Here is an 18,432-nt window from a genome sequence, read left to right as displayed (position 1 = left end):
GTCATCACAAGACTTTTTCTAAGAACCGTTTGGCTCGGTCCGTCTGCGGGTTGAGGAGCAGGTCGGCCGGTTTGCCTTCCTCCATCAAGATGCCTTCATCAAGGAACAGGACACGGTCAGCCACTTCACGGGCAAAGCCCATCTCGTGCGTGACGACGACCATCGTCATCCCTGAATCGGCGAGTCCTTTCATGACGTCGAGCACTTCATTGACCATCTCCGGGTCGAGCGCCGACGTCGGCTCGTCAAACAGCATGACGTTCGGCTCCATGGCAAGCGCCCGGGCGATCGCGACACGTTGTTTTTGTCCGCCTGACAACTGACTCGGATAAGCATCGATCTTCTCCGATAATCCGACACGCTCGAGCAACGTCTTCGCTCGTTCGATCGCTTCAGCCTTGCTGACTTTCAACACGTTGATCGGTGCGTACGTCAAGTTGTCGAGCACGTTCATATGCGGAAACAAGTTGAACTGTTGGAACACCATCCCGATATTTTGCCGTGCCTTCGAGACGTTGGCCCCTTTTTTCGTCAACTCGTATCCGGCGACGCTGACCGTTCCGCTTGTCGGCACTTCGAGCATGTTCAAGCAACGTAAGAACGTCGACTTACCGGAACCCGACGGACCGATGACAGCGACGACTTCTCCTTTTTCAATCGAAGTCGTAATCCCTTTCAACACTTCAAGGTCACCGAACTGTTTGTATAAATCCTTTACTTGTATCATCTGCCATCACTCTTTCTTAACCGTTTTTCAAGACGTTGACCAAAGTATGTCAACACCATTACTATCGTAAAGTATATCACACCGGCGAACAGGAGCGGTTCGAAGTAGATCGCCTTCTGTCCTCCGACGATTTGGGCCCGGCGCATAATATCGAGGACGCCGACCGTCGAGACGAGTGCCGACTCTTTCGTGAGCGTGATCATCTCGTTGACGAGTGCAGGCAAGATGTTTTTAAACGCCTGCGGCAAGATGATCGAGCGCAGCTGTTTGACATAAGGGACACCGAGTGCGTCAGACGCTTCCCACTGGCCTTTGTCGACCGCTTGAATCCCGGCCCGAATGATCTCCGAGATGTACGCCGCCGAGTTGAGCGAGAAGGCGATGACGGCCGATTGATAAGGTGTCGTGATAAAGCCCGTCAACTGCGGCAAGCCGAAGTGGATGATGGCGAGTTGCAAGATGAGCGGTGTTCCCCGGAACACGGCCGTGTAGGCGTGTCCGATGAAGTTGACGAGACGGTTCGGCACAATCTTGAACGTGGCCACGACGACACCGAACGTGATCCCGAACAGCGCCGAGACGAGCACGACTTGGAACATGACCGGGATCCCTTCAAGAATGTACGGCATAGAATCATAAATCCGACTAAAATCCATTATAAGTTCCTCCTAAAAAAGGCTGACTGATGTTTTCAGTCAGCCTTAATCCATAATTATTCAGCTGGTGCTGCCTCTTCTTCGAACCATTTTTGAGCTAACTTCTCGATTTCTCCTGATTCGATCAATTTGTTCAACTCTTCGTTGAACTGATCGCGGAGCTCATCGTCTTTACGGAAAGCCGCGGCCGAGCCGGCTTCTTCTTCGTCAACGATTTCAAACGTCGCTAGCTCGCTGTCTTGGTCGAGGTACTTCTTCGCGACCGTGTCTTCGATGACCATTGCGTCGATGCGGCCTGTCTTGATCTCTTGAATGATCTCAGGGATCTTGTTCAAGGCGACGATTTCCGCGCCGGGGATCTGGTCTTTGGCAATCCCTTCTTGGATCGAACCGAGCTGGACGCCGACTTGTTTCCCGTCTAGGTCTTCAAGCGTTTGAATCGCGTCGCCTTTTGATAGAATCAAGTTTTTCGCCGTGAAGTAAATATCTGTGAAGTCGGCGTTCTCTTTCCGCTCTTCAGTCGGCGTCATGCCCGCCATGACGAAATCGACGCGTCCGGCGTTCAAGGCCCCGAGCAAGCTACCGAAGTCCATATCTTCTATTTTCAATTCATAGCCCATGTTGTCGGCCACTTGTTTGGCGATGTCGATATCGAATCCGACGATCTCGTCACCGCTCGCCGTATCGACGAACTCATAAGGGAAGTAATCCGCGCTCGTCCCCATGACGAGGACTTTGTCGTCTTCCTCATTCGTCGACGATGACCCGCCTTCATTGACGTCGGCGCCACAGGCGACCGAAAATGCAGCCAGTGCTGCGATACATAATGCTAGAAAACTTTTTTTTCATGTTCATTTTCCCCTTTTCAACAAGATGGAATTGTCAGAACTTTAACAAAATTATGACATATTTGTTTTTCTGTCTCAATAGTTCTTTCGCTCTTCATATGTCTGACTTGTCTTCAACCACTATATACACATAATTATTAATTGTAAAGTATATTCATGCATAAAAATCAAAAAAATTACGGTCACATCCGCTCGTAAGCGAAATACGTGACCGTACCGTTATCTGTCGACCCATAAGGTTGCACCCGTTTCACCGACGTGATCGGGATGGCGCTATATACGTGCGGATAGCGATCTCCGTCCTCATCTAGCTCGTAGTGGAGCAAGCTACCAAGGCGCTTAATATGGAACGAGACGAGCACGACCCGCTCCCCGTGATAGTGACGCCTCGCGACTTTACTGATCTGTTGCGGGGTGCAGCAACGAACGTACCCTTCTGTTTGGAGCGATTCTTCGTTGATCTCACCTCGCGACAAGGCGATCGCATATTCCGCCTCACTCATGATTTTAACGACTGGTTCCATTCGATCGATCCCTTCTTAAGGAAAAGCGCAAAGGCAAAGCCTTTGCGCCCACACATTGATTACGCGTAATAAATATCGAACAACGTCTGTAACTGTTCGACGAGCTCTTCAGCCGTCGACGACTCAATCGTGCTCCGTTCGACCATCGTGACGATGTTTCCATCTTCGAGTAGCGCGATCGATGGTGACGACGGGGCGTACCCTTCGAAATACTCACGAGCCCGGTCCGTCGCTTCCCGGTCTTGTCCGGCGAAGACGGTGACGAACTGATCCGGTTTCGTGCCTTCCATCTTGTTCACATAGGCCGCGGCCGGACGAGCGATCCCACCGGCGCAACCACATACCGAGTTGACGAGCACGAGCGTCTTGCCTTCTTTCTTCAGTGCCGCATCGACTTCTTCCGGTGTCGTCAGTTCGGTGTATCCTGCTGCCCGTACCTCATTGCGTGCCTGTTCGACTACATCTTGAAAGTATAATTGAAAATCCATATTGTTTCCCCTTTCGACTTTCGTCTTATCTTTCTTATTTTACGTCTTGTGGATCGGTTAGGACAAGTCTATCGCTCAACTGACCTTCAAGGAACGGGTCCGCACCGAGTAACGACTTGAACGCTTTGTAGCGGACGCGCTGCTCTTCGGTCGCTTCGCGGTTCGTCAAATAGGCGCGAATCAAAATATTTTTTGGTGTATGTTCCATGTCGATAAATTCGAGCAACTGCGCTTCATAGCCGACGAGACCGAGCAGTTCGGCCCGGATCGAATCGGTGGCGAGCGCCGCGAACCGTTCCTTGACGAGGCCGTGTTGAAGCATGACGTCGAGGCTCGGCGCCTCGAGTTGCCGGTTCAGTTCTTTCTGGCAACACGGCACGCTCAAGATGACTTTCGCCCCCCAGCGGACCGCTCGCGCGAGCGCCATGTCGGTCGCGACGTCGCAGGCATGGAGCGTGACGACCATATCGACCGCCGACTCGCCTTCAAATTCATTGATGTCCCCAACGAGAAACTCGAGCCGCTCGTAGCCGAGGTCGCGGGCGATCCCGGCGCACTCCTCGATGACTTCCTTCTTCAAATCGAGCCCGGTGATGTGTACGTCATACCCTTTCATCTCATGCAAGAAATGGTACAAGGCGAACGTCAGATACGATTTGCCCGAACCGAAATCGAGAATCCGGACAGTCCGGTCGGTCGGGAGGTATTTGATCGAATCCTCGATGAACTCGAGGAACCGGTTGATTTGTTTAAACTTATCGTACTTCTGACGCTTCACTTTCCCATCTACCGACTGGACGCCGAGGCGAATCAGGAACGGGACCGGCTCATCGACCGGCAACACGTACTGCTTTTCGCGGTTGTGCGTCAGTTTCACTTGCTTCACGTCCGTTGGCCGCTCTTTATACGTTACTTTAAACTTTTTCGAGAGTTGGAAATGGAGCTCGGTCGCTTTCAGCTGAAACTGTCCTTGCCGGAAGTTTTCGAGCAGCTGTCCAAGCTCTGCGATCGCTTCTTCCGTACGTAAATTTTTATGTTTCATGACGCGCTCAAATTGGTATTCAAACTGTATGTGGTACTCATCTTTCAACAATACCGGCTTCAGTTTCACCCGGCGTAAATCGCTCGATTTTTGACGTGGTTGACTGATTGTCGCCGTCACAAGCTCCCCATCTTCGATCAGACCGTTGAGCCGTTCCATCAAATCTGTATATTCCACTTGATTCATCCTTTTTTTAAGTAGTTGCGAAACTTTTTAAACGTGCATCCGTACATACTATTACACGAACACGTGCAAACGTCAAAGGAGGATCACCATATGTTTAAAAAGTTACTTTCATCGATTGGAATCGGGGCTGCGACTGTCGATACGCGCCTGGCGGAGAACAGTTGTGTTCCCGGCGGTACGCTCGACGGGGTCGTCCACATCAAAGGCGGCAACGTCGAACAATCGGTCGACCGTATCTACATTTTCTTCAATACGCTCTACAAGCACGAGGTCAATGACAAGACGACCTATTCGACGTTCACGATCGAAAAAATCCTGTTGAACGAGGCACCATTCATGATCGGACCGGACGAAGTGAAAGAGATCCCGTTCACGATCGAAGTGCCGTTCAACACACCGATCTCCGTCAGCCAGTCGAAGACATGGATCGAGACCGGCCTCGATATCGCCCAAGCGGTCGACCCGAAAGACGAGGACTCGATTCTCGTCAAACCGAACCGCGAGCAGCAAGTCATCCTCGACGTGCTCGACGATATCGGTTTCCGGCTAAAAAAAGCCGACACCGAGATGCTGCCGGCCAGACATCGCTCGGGACGACTCCCAATCGCTCAAGAGCTCGAGTATTCGCCGAACGGCACAAGTTTCGGACGTCGGCTCGACGAACTCGAGGTCATCTTACTGCAAGACGAGACGAGCCTCGACTTGTTGATCCAAGTCGACAAGAGCGTCCATAGTTTAGGCAGTCTATTCGCCGACTTAACCGGGACCGATGAGTCGACACATCGGCTCAGTTACTCACAGGCCGACTTATCTTCGCCCGAACGTATTCGCCGCGACATCGAGTCATTGATTGAACGGTCAATTTAACGAAAGGAGCCACGGACATGCGTCCATGGCTCCTTTTTGGATCAATAAAGTGTGTACGTGTTCGGGTCGATTGATTCGAGCGACTGTTTAATCGCCTGTAAAAACTGTCCGGCGACGAGACCGTCGAGGACGCGGTGATCGACCGACATGCACAAGTTGACCATGTCGCGTGCCGCGAACATACCGTTCACCCAGACGGGACGTTTCACGATCGATTCGACCGAGAGAATCGCCGCTTGCGGGTAGTTCAAGATCGGGGCCGATTGGATCGATCCGAAAGCGCCCGTATTGTTGATCGTGAACGTGCCGCCACGCATCTCGTCGGCTTTCAAGCGGTTTGCGCGGGCACGGCCGGCGACGTCTTGAAGCGCGACGGCGAGCCCTTTGATGTTCTTCTCGTCCGCATGCTTGATGACCGGGACGTAGAGCGCATCGTTCGCCGCGACGGCGACCGATAGATGGATATCTTTATGGACTTTGATATGGTCCCCGGCCCACTCCGAATTCATCATCGGATGTTTCTTCAGACCCTCGACCGCCGCCTTCATGAAGAACGGCATAAACGTCAACTTGACGCCTTCCCGTTCGAAGAACTCATCTTTCAATTTGGCGCGCGCCTCGACGAGGTTCGTCACGTCGACTTCGATCATGAGCCACGCGTGCGGTGCCTCGTGCTTCGAGCGGACCATGTTGCTCGCGATCGCTTGACGGACACCCGCCGTCGGGATCATCTCAATACGGTCTGACGATTCACTCGGTGTCGAAGCGGTCATTGGCGCGACGACAGGCTTCGTGACGGTTTCTGGCACATCGAGCTTCACTTGCGTCATCGTCTCTTGAACCGGTACTTGCGTCGCCGGTTCCGGTTGACGCGGACGACCTTCCGATAAGTAACGAAGGACGTCTTTGCGCGTGATCCGGCCACCGAGTCCTGAGCCGTCGAGTTGATCCAAATCGATATCATTCTCACTCGCGAGACGGATGACGGCCGGTGAGAAACGCCCGTTCGCGCTTCTATTACGCGGCGGCGCGGAAACAGGAACGGTCGCGACGACCGCAGCCTGTTCCGGCTGCTTCGTGTCTTCAGTTGTCAATTCGGCGGGCTCATCGGTAGCGCTTGCGACTTCCATCGTCAAGACCGGCGTGCCGACGCTAACGGTATCGCCTTCACCAATCAACAGCTCTTTAATGATCCCAGCACTCGTCGCCGGGATCTCGGCCGTCACTTTATCGGTCATGACCTCAGCGAGTGGTTCATACTCTTCGACCCGGTCGCCCGGCTTGACGAGGAATGTCGTGATCGTCCCTTCGGTCACACTTTCCCCGAGTTGTGGCATCTTGATCGTCTGTTCCATAAGACCCCTCCTTAAAACGCAGCGAGCTGACGGGCCCGCTCCGCAATTTTTTCAGGGGATACGATGAAATACTTCTCCATCGGTGGCGCGTACGGCATCGCCGGCACGTCCGGTCCTGCCAAGCGTTCGATCGGCGCATCGAGTTCAAACAGCGCTTTCTCGGCGATGATGGCTGCAACTTCCCCGATGATGCTGCCTTCTTTATTGTCTTCGGTCACGAGCAGGACTTTACCCGTCTTCTTGACGGCTTCGACGATCGCGTCTTGATCGAGCGGATAGACCGTGCGTAAATCCAAAATATGCGTGCTGATCCCTTCCGCCTCGAGCGTCTTCGCGGCTTCTTGGGCCATATGGACACAGAGGCCGTACGTGATGATCGTCACGTCGTCGCCTTCGCGTTTTACGGCGGCCTTGCCGATCTCGACCGTATAGTCGTCAGTCGGTAAGTCCGCCTTTAACAAGCGGTACGCCCGTTTATGCTCAAAGAAGAGGACAGGATCGTTCGAACGGATCGCCGCCTTGAGCAGTCCTTTGGCGTCGACCGGGTCGGACGGGATGACGACTTTCAAACCAGGCGTCGAGTTGAACATGCCCTCAACCGACTGTGAATGATAGAGCGCGCCATGGATCCCGCCCCCGAACGGCGCCCGGATGACCATCGGACACGTCCAGTCATTGTTCGAGCGATAACGGATTTTCGCCGCCTCGGACACGATTTGGTTGACGGCCGGCATGATGAAGTCGGCGAACTGCATCTCGGCGATCGGCCGCATCCCATACATGGCCGCACCGATCCCGACGCCTGCGATCGCACTTTCAGCGAGCGGAGCATCGATGACACGGTCCTCACCATACTTTTCAATCAAGCCTTGCGTCGCCCGGAAGACACCACCGCGGACGCCGACGTCCTCACCGAGCACGAACACGTTCTCATCGCGTTCCATCTCTTCATGGATTGCTTCGTTGATCGCTTCAATAAACGTTTTCATCAGTTATCCCCCTCGTACACGTGGTCCATCGTCGATTCCGGTGACGCGTAAGGCGCCTTGTCGGCGTACGTCGTCGCTTCGTTCACTTCGACGTCGACTTTCGTCTCGATGTCTGTGAGTTCGGCCTCGGTTGCGACGCCATCTTCGAGCAATCGCTTCCGGAACAACTGAATCCCGTCGCGGTTTTTCAGTTCGGCGAGTTCTTCTGACGAGCGGTACGCCTTGTCATCGTCATCCGACGAGTGCGGCACGAGCCGTTCGACTTCCGCCTCGATCAACGTCGGCCCTTCTCCGCGGAGTGCGCGGGCGCGCGCCTCTTTCACGGCGACGTAGACGGCGATCGGGTCTGTCCCGTCGACCGTCACTCCTGGCATCCCGTATCCTTTCGCCCGGTCCGAGACGCGCTCGCAGGCGAGTTGCTTCGACAGCGGTACCGAGATCGCGTACTTGTTGTTCTCACAGAACAAAATGACCGGAAGTTTATGCACGCCGGCAAAGTTTGCCCCTTCGTGGAAGTCCCCTTGGTTCGACGAGCCTTCACCGAACGATACGAACGTGACGAGCTCTTCTTTTTTCAGTTTGGCCGCGAGTGCGACACCGACCGCGTGCGGCACTTGCGTCGTCACCGGAGACGACCCCGTCACGATGCGAAGTTGTTTCGAGCCGAAGTGACCTGGCATTTGCCGGCCGCCCGAGTTCGGGTCTTCCGCTTTGGCGAACGCCGACAACATCAAGTCACGCGCCGTCTGACCGAAATGCAAGACGACGGCGACGTCCCGGTAGTATGGGAGGATGTAGTCGGTCCCTTTCTCGAGGGCGAACGCCGCCCCGACTTGGGCCGCTTCTTGTCCTTGACACGAGACGACGAACGGGATTTTTCCGGCTCGGTTCAATTTCCACATCCGTTCATCGATTTTACGGGCCCGGACCATCGTCTCAAACATCGCGGTGAGGTCTTGTTTCGACAAGCCGAGCTCTTCATATGAATTCACAGTCATTTGTTCCATTTCCTGTTTCCTCCTTAGGCGTGAATCGGTAACCCGTCCACGGCGAGCGCCGCTTCTTGGAATGCTTCGCTCAGTGCCGGGTGCGGGTGGACGAGCTGACCCATCTCCCAAGCCGTCGCGTTCAAGACGAGGGCGAGCCCGCCTTCCGTGATCAGTTCTGTCGCTTTCGGTCCGACGATGTGGACTCCGAGCAGGTCGTCAGTGTCCGAATCTGAGATCAGCTTGACGAATCCGTCGGCTTGTCCTTCGATCCGGGCTTTTCCGAGACCGTTGAAACGGTACGTCCCCGTCTTGACAACGTGTCCCGCTGCTTTTGCCGCCTCTTCGGTCAATCCGACCGATGCGACTTCGGGTACACCGTACACACAGCGCGGGATGACGTTGTAGTCGAGCGGTGTCGGTTCTTGACCGAGAATCGCTTCGACCGATTTGACACCTTCAGCTGACGCGACGTGGGCGAGCTGGAGTTTACCGATGCAGTCACCGATCGCAAAGATGTGACGTTCTTTCGTCCGATATTGCGAGTCGACTTGGATGACGCCGTTCTCGACGATGATCGACGTGTTCTGCAGCCCGAGGTCTTCCGTATTCGCGATCCGACCGATCGAGACGAGCACACAGTCGACCGTAAGTTGTTCGTCACCGACCGCGAGCGCGACATCGTCCGCTGACACGGTCGTCCGTTCCGGGTCGACCGTCACATTTTTCTTCACACGCACGCCGCGCTTCTTGAGCAGTCGCTCGACTTCTCGCGAGACGGCCTTGTCTTCGAGCGGTAACAGACGTTCGCCGACCTCGATCAGCGTCACGTCGACATCGAGGTCGATCAGCATCGACGCCCATTCGACGCCGATGACGCCGCCTCCGATGATGGCGATGGACGTCGGCAACTGCTCGAACCGGAGCAAGTCGTCTGAATTGAGGATGCGCTCATGATCGAACGGCAACCCTGGGAGCTCCCGGGGGATCGATCCCGTCGCGATGATCAACTGGTTCGGCAACAACAGCTCCGACTCGCCGGTTTCATCCTCGACCGCGACCGTTCCCGGTTGGGGCGAGAAGATGCTCGGTCCCAAGATCGAGGCTTTGCCGCGGAACACTTCGATTTTCCCTTGCTTCATCAAGTGCTCGATGCCTTTCTCAAGGCCGGAGACGAGCTCTCGTTTGAACGTTTGTGCCCGTCCCATGTTGAACGTGACCGTCTCGACTTCTACGCCATACGTTTCGCCATGTTTCGCCGTTTGATAGACGTGCGCTGCCTTCAAGAGCGCTTTTGTCGGGATGCAGCCTTTATGTAGACATGTCCCGCCTAGTTTTTCCGCCTCGACGATCGCGACGTGCTTACCGGCCTGCGCCGCTTTGATCGCGGCGACGTAACCACCAGGTCCGCCGCCGATGACGATGACATCAAATTCTCGTGCCATGTGTATCCCCCTCATATGCTTTTACAGCTTCTTCCTGCCGGATGATCCGAAGGGCCCCTTCCGTGAGCGCCTTCAATTCATCCTCACCCGGATAGACGTGGACGGGTGCCAAGTAGCCGACCCGGTCTTTGATCTTCCCGGTCAGCCAATCCGAGTAGGCGATCCCGCCCGTCAAGATGATGGCATCGACGTTCCCGGACAGCGTGGCCCCGTGCTTGGAGATCTCTTGGGCGACTCGGTACGCCATCGTCTCATAGAGAAGTGCGGCCTTATCGTCACCTGCCGTCATCCGGTCTTCGATTTCGATGGCGTCGACCGTTCCGAGGTGCGCATACAGTCCACCACGACCGACGATTTTCTGTTTCATATCGTTTTTATTATACCTGGTACTATAACATAGTTCTACTACCTGTCCAACAGGAATCGAGCCGGCTCGTTCCGGTGCGAGCGGACCGTCCCCGTCGAGTCCATTGTTCACATCGATGACGTTCCCGGACGCGTGCGCCCCGACCGTGATGCCGCCCCCGAGATGCGCGATAATCAAGTTGAGCTCATTGTAATCGCTTCCATTTTCTGCGGCAAAGCGCTTGCCCACGGCTTTTTGATTCAAGGCGTGGAAGATGCTCCGTCGATTGATTTCTGGCATGCCCGTCGCTCGAGCGAGGTCATGCATCTCGTCGACGACTACCGGGTCGACGATAAAATTCGGTACTTGAAATAATTCACCGAGCTTATGGGCGATCAAGCCGCCCAAGTTGGATGCGTGCACGCCGTAGCGCCCGCTCGTGAGATCTTCGCGCATGAGTTCATTGACAACATATGTCCCCGAAGTCATTGGGGCGAGCAGTCCGCCGCGACCGACGATCGCCGACAACGATTCGCCGGCGATGCCTGATTCAATTAACAAGTCCCGTACTTCTCGCTCCCGGTGAGGCAATTGTTCCGGGAGTGACAATCCTGTGACATCTTCTCCGTGGCGGACCGTTTTCGACAAAATTTCGTCTGAGCCCTCAAATAAACCGACTTTCGTTGACGTCGATCCCGGGTTGATCGCTAGAACGAGTTGTCTCGTCATGTTAGCGCCCACCTAACAGGCTCTTTTCGACTTTCAAGAACTGGCTGCGCGAACGCGACATCATCTCGATGCGCTCTTCGGCCATCTTCTCTGCCGCGACGTGAGTCGGTACCCCGTCCCGTTCAGCGATTTCGAACACACGCTGCATGTTGTCATAAATCAAGTCGACTTTCTTCATGGCCCGCTCGCGGTTGTACCCTTCGAGCTCATCGGCCACGTTGATGACACCGCCTGCATTGATGACGAAGTCTGGTGCGTACAAGATGCCTCGCTCCTCTAACACGTCGCCGTGACGGTCTTCAGCGAGTTGGTTGTTGGCCGCACCGGCCACGATTTGAGCTTTCAGTTGCGGGATCGTCGCATCGTTGATGACCGCACCGAGCGCACATGGCGCGAAGATGTCACACTCGACCGCATAAATCTCATCCGGTTTGACGACTGTCGCCCCAAAGTCCGTCTCGGCACGTTTGAGCGCGTCTTCGTTAATGTCCGTGACGATCAGATGCGCGCCTTCCTCATGCAAGTGGCGGCACAAATTATAGGCGACGTTCCCGACACCTTGGACGGCGACCGTCTTGCCGGCGAGCGAGTCGGAACCGAACTTCCACTTCGCGGCCGCCTTCATGCCGCGATAGACACCGTACGCAGTAACAGGAGACGGGTTGCCGCTCGAGCCGAACGCTGGGCTGACGCCCGTCACGTAGTCGGTCTCCATATGGATGAAGTCCATATCGGCGACGGTCGTGTTGACGTCTTCAGCCGTGATGTAGCGGCCGCTGAGCGACTGGACGTAGCGGCCAAAGGCACGGAACAATGCTTCCGATTTGTCCGTCTTCGCGTTCCCGATGATGACGGCTTTCCCGCCGCCGAGGTTGAGTCCCGCCGCCGCATTCTTGTACGTCATCCCTTTGGCGAGACGTAGCACGTCTGTGAGCGCCTCTTCTTCTGATGTATAATTCCACATCCGCAGTCCGCCGAGGGCTGGTCCGAGCGTCGTATCATGAATCGCGATGATCGCTTTCAAGCCTGATGCTTGATCTTGGCAAAATACGATCTGCTCATAGTCTTCAGCCTGCAATACGTCAAAAATTCGAAAGCGTGGTTCCATGTTTGTTTCCATCATTTTTTATTCCTCCTGAGTCATCAGTTATTTTTTAGCGTGCAATAGGGCGAACGCGAGCGAATAAAGTTTCGCCTCGGCCGTATCGGCCCGGCTTGTCAAGACGACGGGGGCACTGGCCCCGACGACGATCGCCGCGACGCTGGCCCCGGCGAAGTACATGATCGATTTATAAAGGACGTTGCCGACCTCTATGTATGGAACGAGCAATAAGTCGGCTTGTCCGGCCACTTCACTAGCGATTCCTTTTTGTTTGGCGGCAATCATGTCGACGGCGTTGTCGAGTGCGAGCGGTCCGTCGACGACGCAACCCTTGATTTGACCACGCCGGTTCATCTGGGCAAGGAGTGCGGCGTCCATCGTCGCGGTCATTTGCGGATTGACCACTTCAACTGCCGCGATTGCAGCGACACGCGGCAACTCGTAACCGATGTCTCGCATCGCGCCGACCGCGTTATGAATGATATCGACTTTTTCTTCGAGCGTCGGAGCGATATGGATCGCCGCGTCGGTCACACCGATCAACCGCTCCCGATTTGGAATTTCGAACAAGGCGACGTGGCTTAGCGTCCGGCTCGTCCTGAGTCCCGACTCCCGGCTGAGCACCGCCTTCATGAAGACCGAGGTCGACACCATTCCTTTCATGAGAACATCAGCCTCGCCGTTGCGAACCGCAAGTGTCGCTCGTTTGGCGATATCGACTTCTCCCTTGACGTGCAAAATATCGATCGTCGACTCGGCAATGTCATGTTCATCACACAAGCGTTTAATCTCCCGGGCGTCACCGAATAGGATAAATCGTGACAATCCATGGTCGGTCGCAAGCTTGACGGCGCGGATCACTTCCACGTCGGCCGCCCCGGCAATCGACACGGTGCATCCATCTAACCGTTTTGCCCGTTCGAGCATCCTGTCAAAGTTCATCGTTGTCCCCCCTAACCTGTCTACACTTTATATTATGCAAGTTTGTTTCCATTTTTGAAAGCGCTTTAAACAAAGGGCCACCCTGCAATATATTACATAGTAAGCAAAATTATGCATGCATATTACTGCAGACGTTCAAGTTTATTATACAGCGTCCGGATCGAGATGTGTAACCGCCGCGCTGCTTCTGATTTGTTCCCGTCCGCTTCAGCGATCGCCCGGTCGATCAAATCTCGTTCATAGCGAGCGACGGCGTCTTGAAGCGATACGGCTTCGACTGATCGCGCCGTGACGGTCCGTGTCGATAGTTGAAGGTGATGGGGAGCGATCCATTGCTCAGAACTTGCCATATAAATCATCGCCCGGCCAATCACATTCTCAAGCTCACGGACGTTCCCTTTCCAGTATTGACTCTTTAATAGTTCAATCGCAGCTTGATCGACCCCGTGGACGAGTCGACCGTACTCTTGATTCAGTTTACGGATGATCCGCTCGCAAAGCGGCTCGATCTCTTCAAGCCGGTCACGGAGCGGCGGGATGTGGATTGGCATCCGGTTGATCCGATAATATAAATCCTCACGAAACGTCCCGTCCGCCACTTTCTGTTCTAAGTTCGCGTTCGTCGCCGCGATGATCCGGACATCGACCGGGATCGCGTTCGTGCCCCCGACTCGAACGATTTCATGTTCTTGGAGGACACGGAGCAGCTTGACTTGAACGTCGACCGGGAGTTCGCCAATCTCGTCTAAAAACAAAGATCCGCCGTCCGCCTCCTCGAAATAGCCGACTTTCCCGCCGCGCCTTGCCCCGCTGAACGCACCGTCCTCATACCCGAACAGTTCGCTCTCTAACAGCGTCGGCGAGATGGCTGCACAGTTGACCCGGACAAACTTTTTAAACTTCCGCGGCGATTCGCCGTGGATGGCGTGGGCGAACAGTTCTTTGCCGGTGCCGGACTCGCCGCGTATGAGCACGGTGACCGGCGTGAGTGCCGCTAGGCGGGCTTGTTCGATGACAAAGCGCATCGCTTCGCTCGTCGCAATGATATCTGTAAATTGATATTTCGCCTCCAAGTTGCGAATCCGCGTCTTCGCTTCCTTCAACTCATCACGCAACGCCCGAATTTGGGACACGTCGCGAATGACGCCGACGGAACCGCGCAGCTTCCCTTCGACCACAATCGGTTCGGCGTTGACGAGGATGTCTCGGCGCGTCGCCCCGATCTGCATCCGAATATCACGTACGCCTTGACCGGTCGATAAAACTTTCAAGTGCACGCTCTCCTGCATTCCAATGTCGGCCGTCGCCGGTTTATCAACGACATCTTCTTTTTTAAATCCGGTCAAGCGGGTATAGGACGGATTGATTAAAATCGTATTCCCGTTATGGTCGGCGACCGAGATCGCCTCGCTCGTACAGTCGATGATCGCTTCGAGCATCTGTTGGTTCTGCTTCAGCCGCTCGACGACGATCCGGATAAACTCGCCTGGCAGCACGACCGCCTCCGAAAAATGGTCCTTCAGTTCAACGAACGTCTCGCTCTGTCCGGTCGTCTCGATCACAAAGTCGACTTTTTTGTCGGCACACGCGCGCCAATCGCTCGAAGTCTGGATGCCCCAACTCCGTGCTAGCTTCAATCCCTCTGCCGCTATGTCCGAGTCGATGACGGCAGCGACGGTGACGAGTGGGGAATCAAGGAGCATCTTGAGCACCTCGGTCCCGCCTTTCCCCGCTCCGACAATCAACAATCGTTTATTCATTTTTAAAATCCCCCATTTTCCTAATCTATATTCATGCTACTCAACCGCCTTCCTTTTCGCAACTCTTCGAAAAAGGCAGTGTCTCCGCTCTCGTTTTCTGTTAAAATAATGAGTGGAAAAGGAGGAGATACTATGCGTGTGATCGCGCTTCTGATCCTAATCATCCCAGGCCTATTCGGCGTTTACGGCATCAAGCTTTTACGTGACAGCTTCTTTTTAAAAACGAGTGCCCCATTCACATGGATCGAGTCGGTTGCTGCAGCATCGATGTTGCAAGGAACGTTCGGTCTGTTACTGGCAATGGGCGGTATCGGTTTCGTTGCAGGGTATATCTTTAATCGCGACAAGAAGACAGGAAAAGTCCCACGAATAGATTCTTGAACACACAAAAAAAAGGTTCCCTAACTTGACTTCATTTCAAGTGCGGAACCTTTTTATTCATATTGAATTGTGATCACTACGGATGATCTCCTTTCAGACTTGCTATACTGCTTTGACATGAGATCCAATGGTCTTCTTAATGAAGAAGTTTGAAAGAAATTAGTAACTGCCGTCTTGCGTGAACGGAAACGTACTCATTCGAGTTACTAACAAATATTCATCGGGTCATGTCCAACCATCCATTGTGAAGTCGAACGCTTGCCATGAGATGTTCAACGATTGACAACACTCCTTTTGGTCATCTGAACGATTCGTTTTACCCTGACATGGGTCCCTAGCTTCGAACCGATGTCGGAATCGTCTCGCAAATGAGCGAATGTCGCGACCTCTCGTCGGAACAATAACGATTTGAGATGTCGTTCGCACCTCTGAGCTATTAACGGATAGCGAGCCGAGATGATTTCTTGCTCTAACCTGTTCCGGAACATGTTAGAAAGCGTTCATCTGACGCTCGTCCAAGTAACTTGGTACACCTTTATTATAACAAGAATCATCAAAAATGCAAGCGCTTTCTTTATAAAAAAAGAAAAGAAATCAGGGGATTCCCCTGACTCCTTCACTGTTGTTTGAACGATTGGTACGTTACGAAATACGAAATAAATTCTGAGTTTTTCGGGCTGCGCTCCCGCTCTGGACGACCGTCAAACATCTCGTGATCCCGCATCCCGTTTTCCCAAGCCGTCTTAATCGCGTGACGCATCGCCCGCTCGACCCGAGACGACGTCGTCTCATGTTCTTTGGCGATCATCGGATACAATTCCTTTGTGATCAACCCTAAAAGTTCTTGCCGCTCCCTCACATAGACGACCGCTTGGCGGATATACTTAAATCCTTTGATCCGCGGCGAGATGCCGAGCTGTTGCAACAAGAGCGAGATGTCGAGTTCTTCTGGCGACATCGGTTCGAACTCGCGGCTTGAACCCGCAGCCAGCTCGCGGATTTTAGAAATCAGTTGTTGAATGTTGAACGGTTTGACCAAGAAATAAGAAGCACCCAGTTGAACGGCTTGTTTCGTGACTTCATCTTTCCCGAAAGCGCTGAGCATGATGACTTCCGGCTTCGTGTTTGGCAAGTCTACTTGAAGCCGTTCTAGCACACCGATCCCGTCAAGATGCGGCATGATGATATCTAGCAGTAGCACATCCGGCTGGTGTGTCTTGACGACGTCTAAGCATGCTTCGCCGTCGAAAGCGGTCCCTACGACTTTCAAGTCGGACTCGGACTCAAGTTGTCGAGTCAACAAGTCGACGATTTCACGATTGTCGTCCGCAATGCATAATGTAATCAATTAAGACACTCCTTCGATAAACTTCCGTTTTAATTGGAGGGACATATCAAGCAGCTCCTCCACATGCTGTTTCGTCAGATCGGTCATTTGCGCACCGGCAATCATTCTTCCGAGTTCATCGATGCGGTCCTCATGGCTAAGCGCGGCGACGTTTGTCTTCGTCCGTTCGTCCGTCTCGGTCTTTGTAATATACAAGTGATGATCCGCCATGGCGGCCACTTGGGCCAAATGCGTGATACAAAGCACTTGTGAACCGACCGACAAGCGGAAAATCTTCTCCCCCATCGCTTGGGCAACCCGTCCCGAGACACCCGTATCGACTTCGTCAAAAATAATTGACGCGACACCGACCGTCCTTGAGAAAATCGATTTTAACGCGAGCATGACCCGTGACAGCTCTCCGCCTGAGGCGACTTTCGCTAGCGGCTTGAACGGCTCTCCGACGTTCGTCATCATATAGAATTCGACTTGATCGAGCCCGTCCGCCTTGCACGATACTTCTTTGAATCGGACCTCGAACTTCGTCTTCTCCATATAGAGCTCTTTCAACTCACGCTGAATTGCCTTCTCAAGCTCGCCGGCTGCTCGTTTCCTTGCTGCCGACAACTCGAGGCCGGCCGAACGCATCAAATGTTCGAGCCTGTCGAGACGATCTGTTATTTCTTGAAGATGTTCTTCCCGATTTGTCATCGTTTTTAACTCTTCTGTGATTTTTTCTCCGTACGTGATGACGTCGTCAATCGTCGCCCCGTATTTCCGTTTCAATTGTTGGAACAACGCGAGGCGCGTTTCAATCTCATCGAGCCGGATCGGATCAAATTCAAGCGAATCGAGTTGGTCGCGCAATTGGAACTTGGCGTCTTCAAGCAGGAAGTATGCGTTCGAGATCATCTCGGCCATCGGCGCAAGTGATGCCGTGAGCGCCGAACCTTCTTCCATCTCCCGCATCGCGATGCCGATTTGATCAATCCCTTTCCCCTCGTCCGCAACGGCGTCGTAGGACAAGCGGACGTGCTGATGAATCCGTTCAAAGTTTGCAAGTTCGTTCCGTTCTTCAGTCAACGCCTGCTCTTCCCCGACTTTGAGCTCGGCCGCGTCGATTTCATTCGTTTGAAACGATAATAAGTCCATTCGTTGGGCCAATTCCTGCTCGCTCTGACTGAGTCGTTTCAGTTCATCAGCGACACGTTTCCAATCGGTGTACGTCTCGTGATAACGCGCTAACAACGGGGCCAGATCCGTTTCGCCGAAACTGTCCAATATGCCGAGATGATGCTCGGCATCCATCAAATGTTGGTGCTCGTGTTGTCCATGAATATCGACCAAGAGACGTCCCAACTCACGCAACGTCGACAGCGGCATCATTTTGCCGTTGACACGACACACACTCTTACCGCTACTATGTAAATCACGGCGCAAAATGACGGTCCCTTCCTCGATCTCGATTCCGTACTGCGTCGCCGCCTCGATGATCAAGTGATCGGGTTCGACTACGAACAGCCCTTCGATTTCCGCTTTATCTTGACCGTAACGCACGAATTCACTCGAACCTCGTCCTCCGACGAGCAGTCCGATCGCATCCAAAAGAATTGATTTTCCCGCCCCGGTCTCTCCGGTCAATACGGTCATCCCGCGCTTGAACGTGACGTTCAATTCATCGATGATCGCAAATTGTTTGATCGATAGTTCTGCTAACATCTGATAATTCACC

At 53.8% G+C, this 18,432-nt stretch carries 18 protein-coding genes; 2 read left to right on the top strand and 16 right to left on the bottom strand.

Going from position 1 to position 18,432, the window contains the following annotated elements:
- Window positions 1-4 precede the first annotated feature (4 nt).
- From EVJ29_RS03230 to EVJ29_RS03205, 6 genes are all read right to left on the bottom strand, one after another.
- Window positions 5-727, bottom strand: a complete 723-nt coding sequence (locus tag EVJ29_RS03230) for an amino acid ABC transporter ATP-binding protein (protein ID WP_070327076.1) — start codon at window positions 725-727, stop codon at window positions 5-7.
- Complete coding sequence (locus EVJ29_RS03225) at window positions 724-1,383, bottom strand: amino acid ABC transporter permease (protein WP_201738347.1); 660 nt, start codon at window positions 1,381-1,383, stop codon at window positions 724-726. The genes EVJ29_RS03230 and EVJ29_RS03225 overlap by 4 nt, the downstream gene beginning before the upstream one ends.
- 56 nt (window positions 1,384-1,439) lie before the next feature.
- Window positions 1,440-2,108, bottom strand: coding sequence for a transporter substrate-binding domain-containing protein (locus EVJ29_RS03220; protein WP_236633368.1), 669 nt, complete (start codon window positions 2,106-2,108; stop codon window positions 1,440-1,442).
- Window positions 2,109-2,413: 305 nt separating this feature from the next.
- The gene (locus EVJ29_RS03215) at window positions 2,414-2,755 is read right to left on the bottom strand and encodes a DUF952 domain-containing protein (RefSeq protein ID WP_131490368.1); all 342 of its coding nucleotides are present in this window, start codon (window positions 2,753-2,755) and stop codon (window positions 2,414-2,416) included.
- Window positions 2,756-2,814: 59 nt separating this feature from the next.
- On the bottom strand, window positions 2,815-3,243 hold the full coding sequence (locus EVJ29_RS03210; protein ID WP_070327072.1) for a BrxA/BrxB family bacilliredoxin: 429 nt from the start codon (window positions 3,241-3,243) through the stop codon (window positions 2,815-2,817).
- A gap of 34 nt (window positions 3,244-3,277) precedes the next feature.
- On the bottom strand, window positions 3,278-4,462 hold the full coding sequence (locus EVJ29_RS03205) for a class I SAM-dependent methyltransferase (RefSeq protein ID WP_131490453.1): 1,185 nt from the start codon (window positions 4,460-4,462) through the stop codon (window positions 3,278-3,280).
- Window positions 4,463-4,561: 99 nt separating this feature from the next.
- On the opposite strand from EVJ29_RS03205, the gene EVJ29_RS03200 reads away from it, so the two are divergent.
- A complete protein-coding gene (locus EVJ29_RS03200; protein ID WP_070327070.1) occupies window positions 4,562-5,338 on the top strand; it encodes a sporulation protein in 777 nt (258 codons plus the stop codon).
- Between the two features lie 41 nt (window positions 5,339-5,379).
- On the opposite strand, the gene EVJ29_RS03195 is transcribed toward EVJ29_RS03200, so the two are convergent.
- The 8 genes from EVJ29_RS03195 to EVJ29_RS03160 all read right to left on the bottom strand — a co-directional run bounded on the left by EVJ29_RS03195 (window position 5,380) and on the right by EVJ29_RS03160 (window position 14,992).
- Entirely contained in the window at window positions 5,380-6,693 is a 1,314-nt protein-coding gene (locus EVJ29_RS03195; RefSeq protein WP_131463714.1) for a dihydrolipoamide acetyltransferase family protein, read from the bottom strand.
- 11 nt (window positions 6,694-6,704) lie between these two features.
- Window positions 6,705-7,682, bottom strand: coding sequence for an alpha-ketoacid dehydrogenase subunit beta (locus EVJ29_RS03190; protein ID WP_070327068.1), 978 nt, complete (start codon window positions 7,680-7,682; stop codon window positions 6,705-6,707).
- A complete protein-coding gene (locus tag EVJ29_RS03185) occupies window positions 7,682-8,680 on the bottom strand; it encodes a thiamine pyrophosphate-dependent dehydrogenase E1 component subunit alpha (RefSeq protein WP_131464898.1) in 999 nt (332 codons plus the stop codon). The genes EVJ29_RS03190 and EVJ29_RS03185 overlap by 1 nt, the downstream gene beginning before the upstream one ends.
- A gap of 23 nt (window positions 8,681-8,703) precedes the next feature.
- Entirely contained in the window at window positions 8,704-10,113 is a 1,410-nt protein-coding gene (lpdA, locus tag EVJ29_RS03180) for a dihydrolipoyl dehydrogenase (RefSeq protein WP_131504712.1), read from the bottom strand.
- On the bottom strand, window positions 10,097-11,188 hold the full coding sequence (gene buk / locus EVJ29_RS03175; protein ID WP_131490370.1) for a butyrate kinase: 1,092 nt from the start codon (window positions 11,186-11,188) through the stop codon (window positions 10,097-10,099). The genes lpdA and buk overlap by 17 nt, the downstream gene beginning before the upstream one ends.
- A 1-nt stretch (window position 11,189) precedes the next feature.
- Window positions 11,190-12,311, bottom strand: a complete 1,122-nt coding sequence (locus EVJ29_RS03170) for a Glu/Leu/Phe/Val family dehydrogenase (RefSeq protein WP_131463720.1) — start codon at window positions 12,309-12,311, stop codon at window positions 11,190-11,192.
- A 24-nt stretch (window positions 12,312-12,335) separates the two neighbouring features.
- The gene (yqiS, locus tag EVJ29_RS03165) at window positions 12,336-13,232 is read right to left on the bottom strand and encodes a phosphate butyryltransferase (RefSeq protein WP_131504711.1); all 897 of its coding nucleotides are present in this window, start codon (window positions 13,230-13,232) and stop codon (window positions 12,336-12,338) included.
- Between the two features lie 122 nt (window positions 13,233-13,354).
- On the bottom strand, window positions 13,355-14,992 hold the full coding sequence (locus EVJ29_RS03160; RefSeq protein WP_131463724.1) for a sigma 54-interacting transcriptional regulator: 1,638 nt from the start codon (window positions 14,990-14,992) through the stop codon (window positions 13,355-13,357).
- 132 nt (window positions 14,993-15,124) lie between these two features.
- On the opposite strand from EVJ29_RS03160, the gene EVJ29_RS03155 reads away from it, so the two are divergent.
- A complete protein-coding gene (locus EVJ29_RS03155; RefSeq protein WP_016510497.1) occupies window positions 15,125-15,373 on the top strand; it encodes a DUF2627 domain-containing protein in 249 nt (82 codons plus the stop codon).
- Window positions 15,374-15,989: 616 nt separating this feature from the next.
- Here EVJ29_RS03155 and spo0A read toward each other — a convergent pair.
- Window positions 15,990-16,721, bottom strand: coding sequence for a sporulation transcription factor Spo0A (gene spo0A / locus EVJ29_RS03150; RefSeq protein ID WP_131439845.1), 732 nt, complete (start codon window positions 16,719-16,721; stop codon window positions 15,990-15,992).
- Window positions 16,722-18,419, bottom strand: a complete 1,698-nt coding sequence (gene recN, locus EVJ29_RS03145) for a DNA repair protein RecN (RefSeq protein WP_070327062.1) — start codon at window positions 18,417-18,419, stop codon at window positions 16,722-16,724. It abuts the gene before it with no gap.
- Between the last annotated feature and the right edge of the window lie 13 nt (window positions 18,420-18,432).

It is taken from the genome of Exiguobacterium sp. SH4S7, assembly GCF_004336795.1.
Classification (GTDB): domain Bacteria; phylum Bacillota; class Bacilli; order Exiguobacteriales; family Exiguobacteriaceae; genus Exiguobacterium; species Exiguobacterium aurantiacum_A.
The sequence above is the reverse complement of the archived record's forward strand: the minus strand, read 5'-3'. Positions and strand labels throughout refer to the sequence as shown.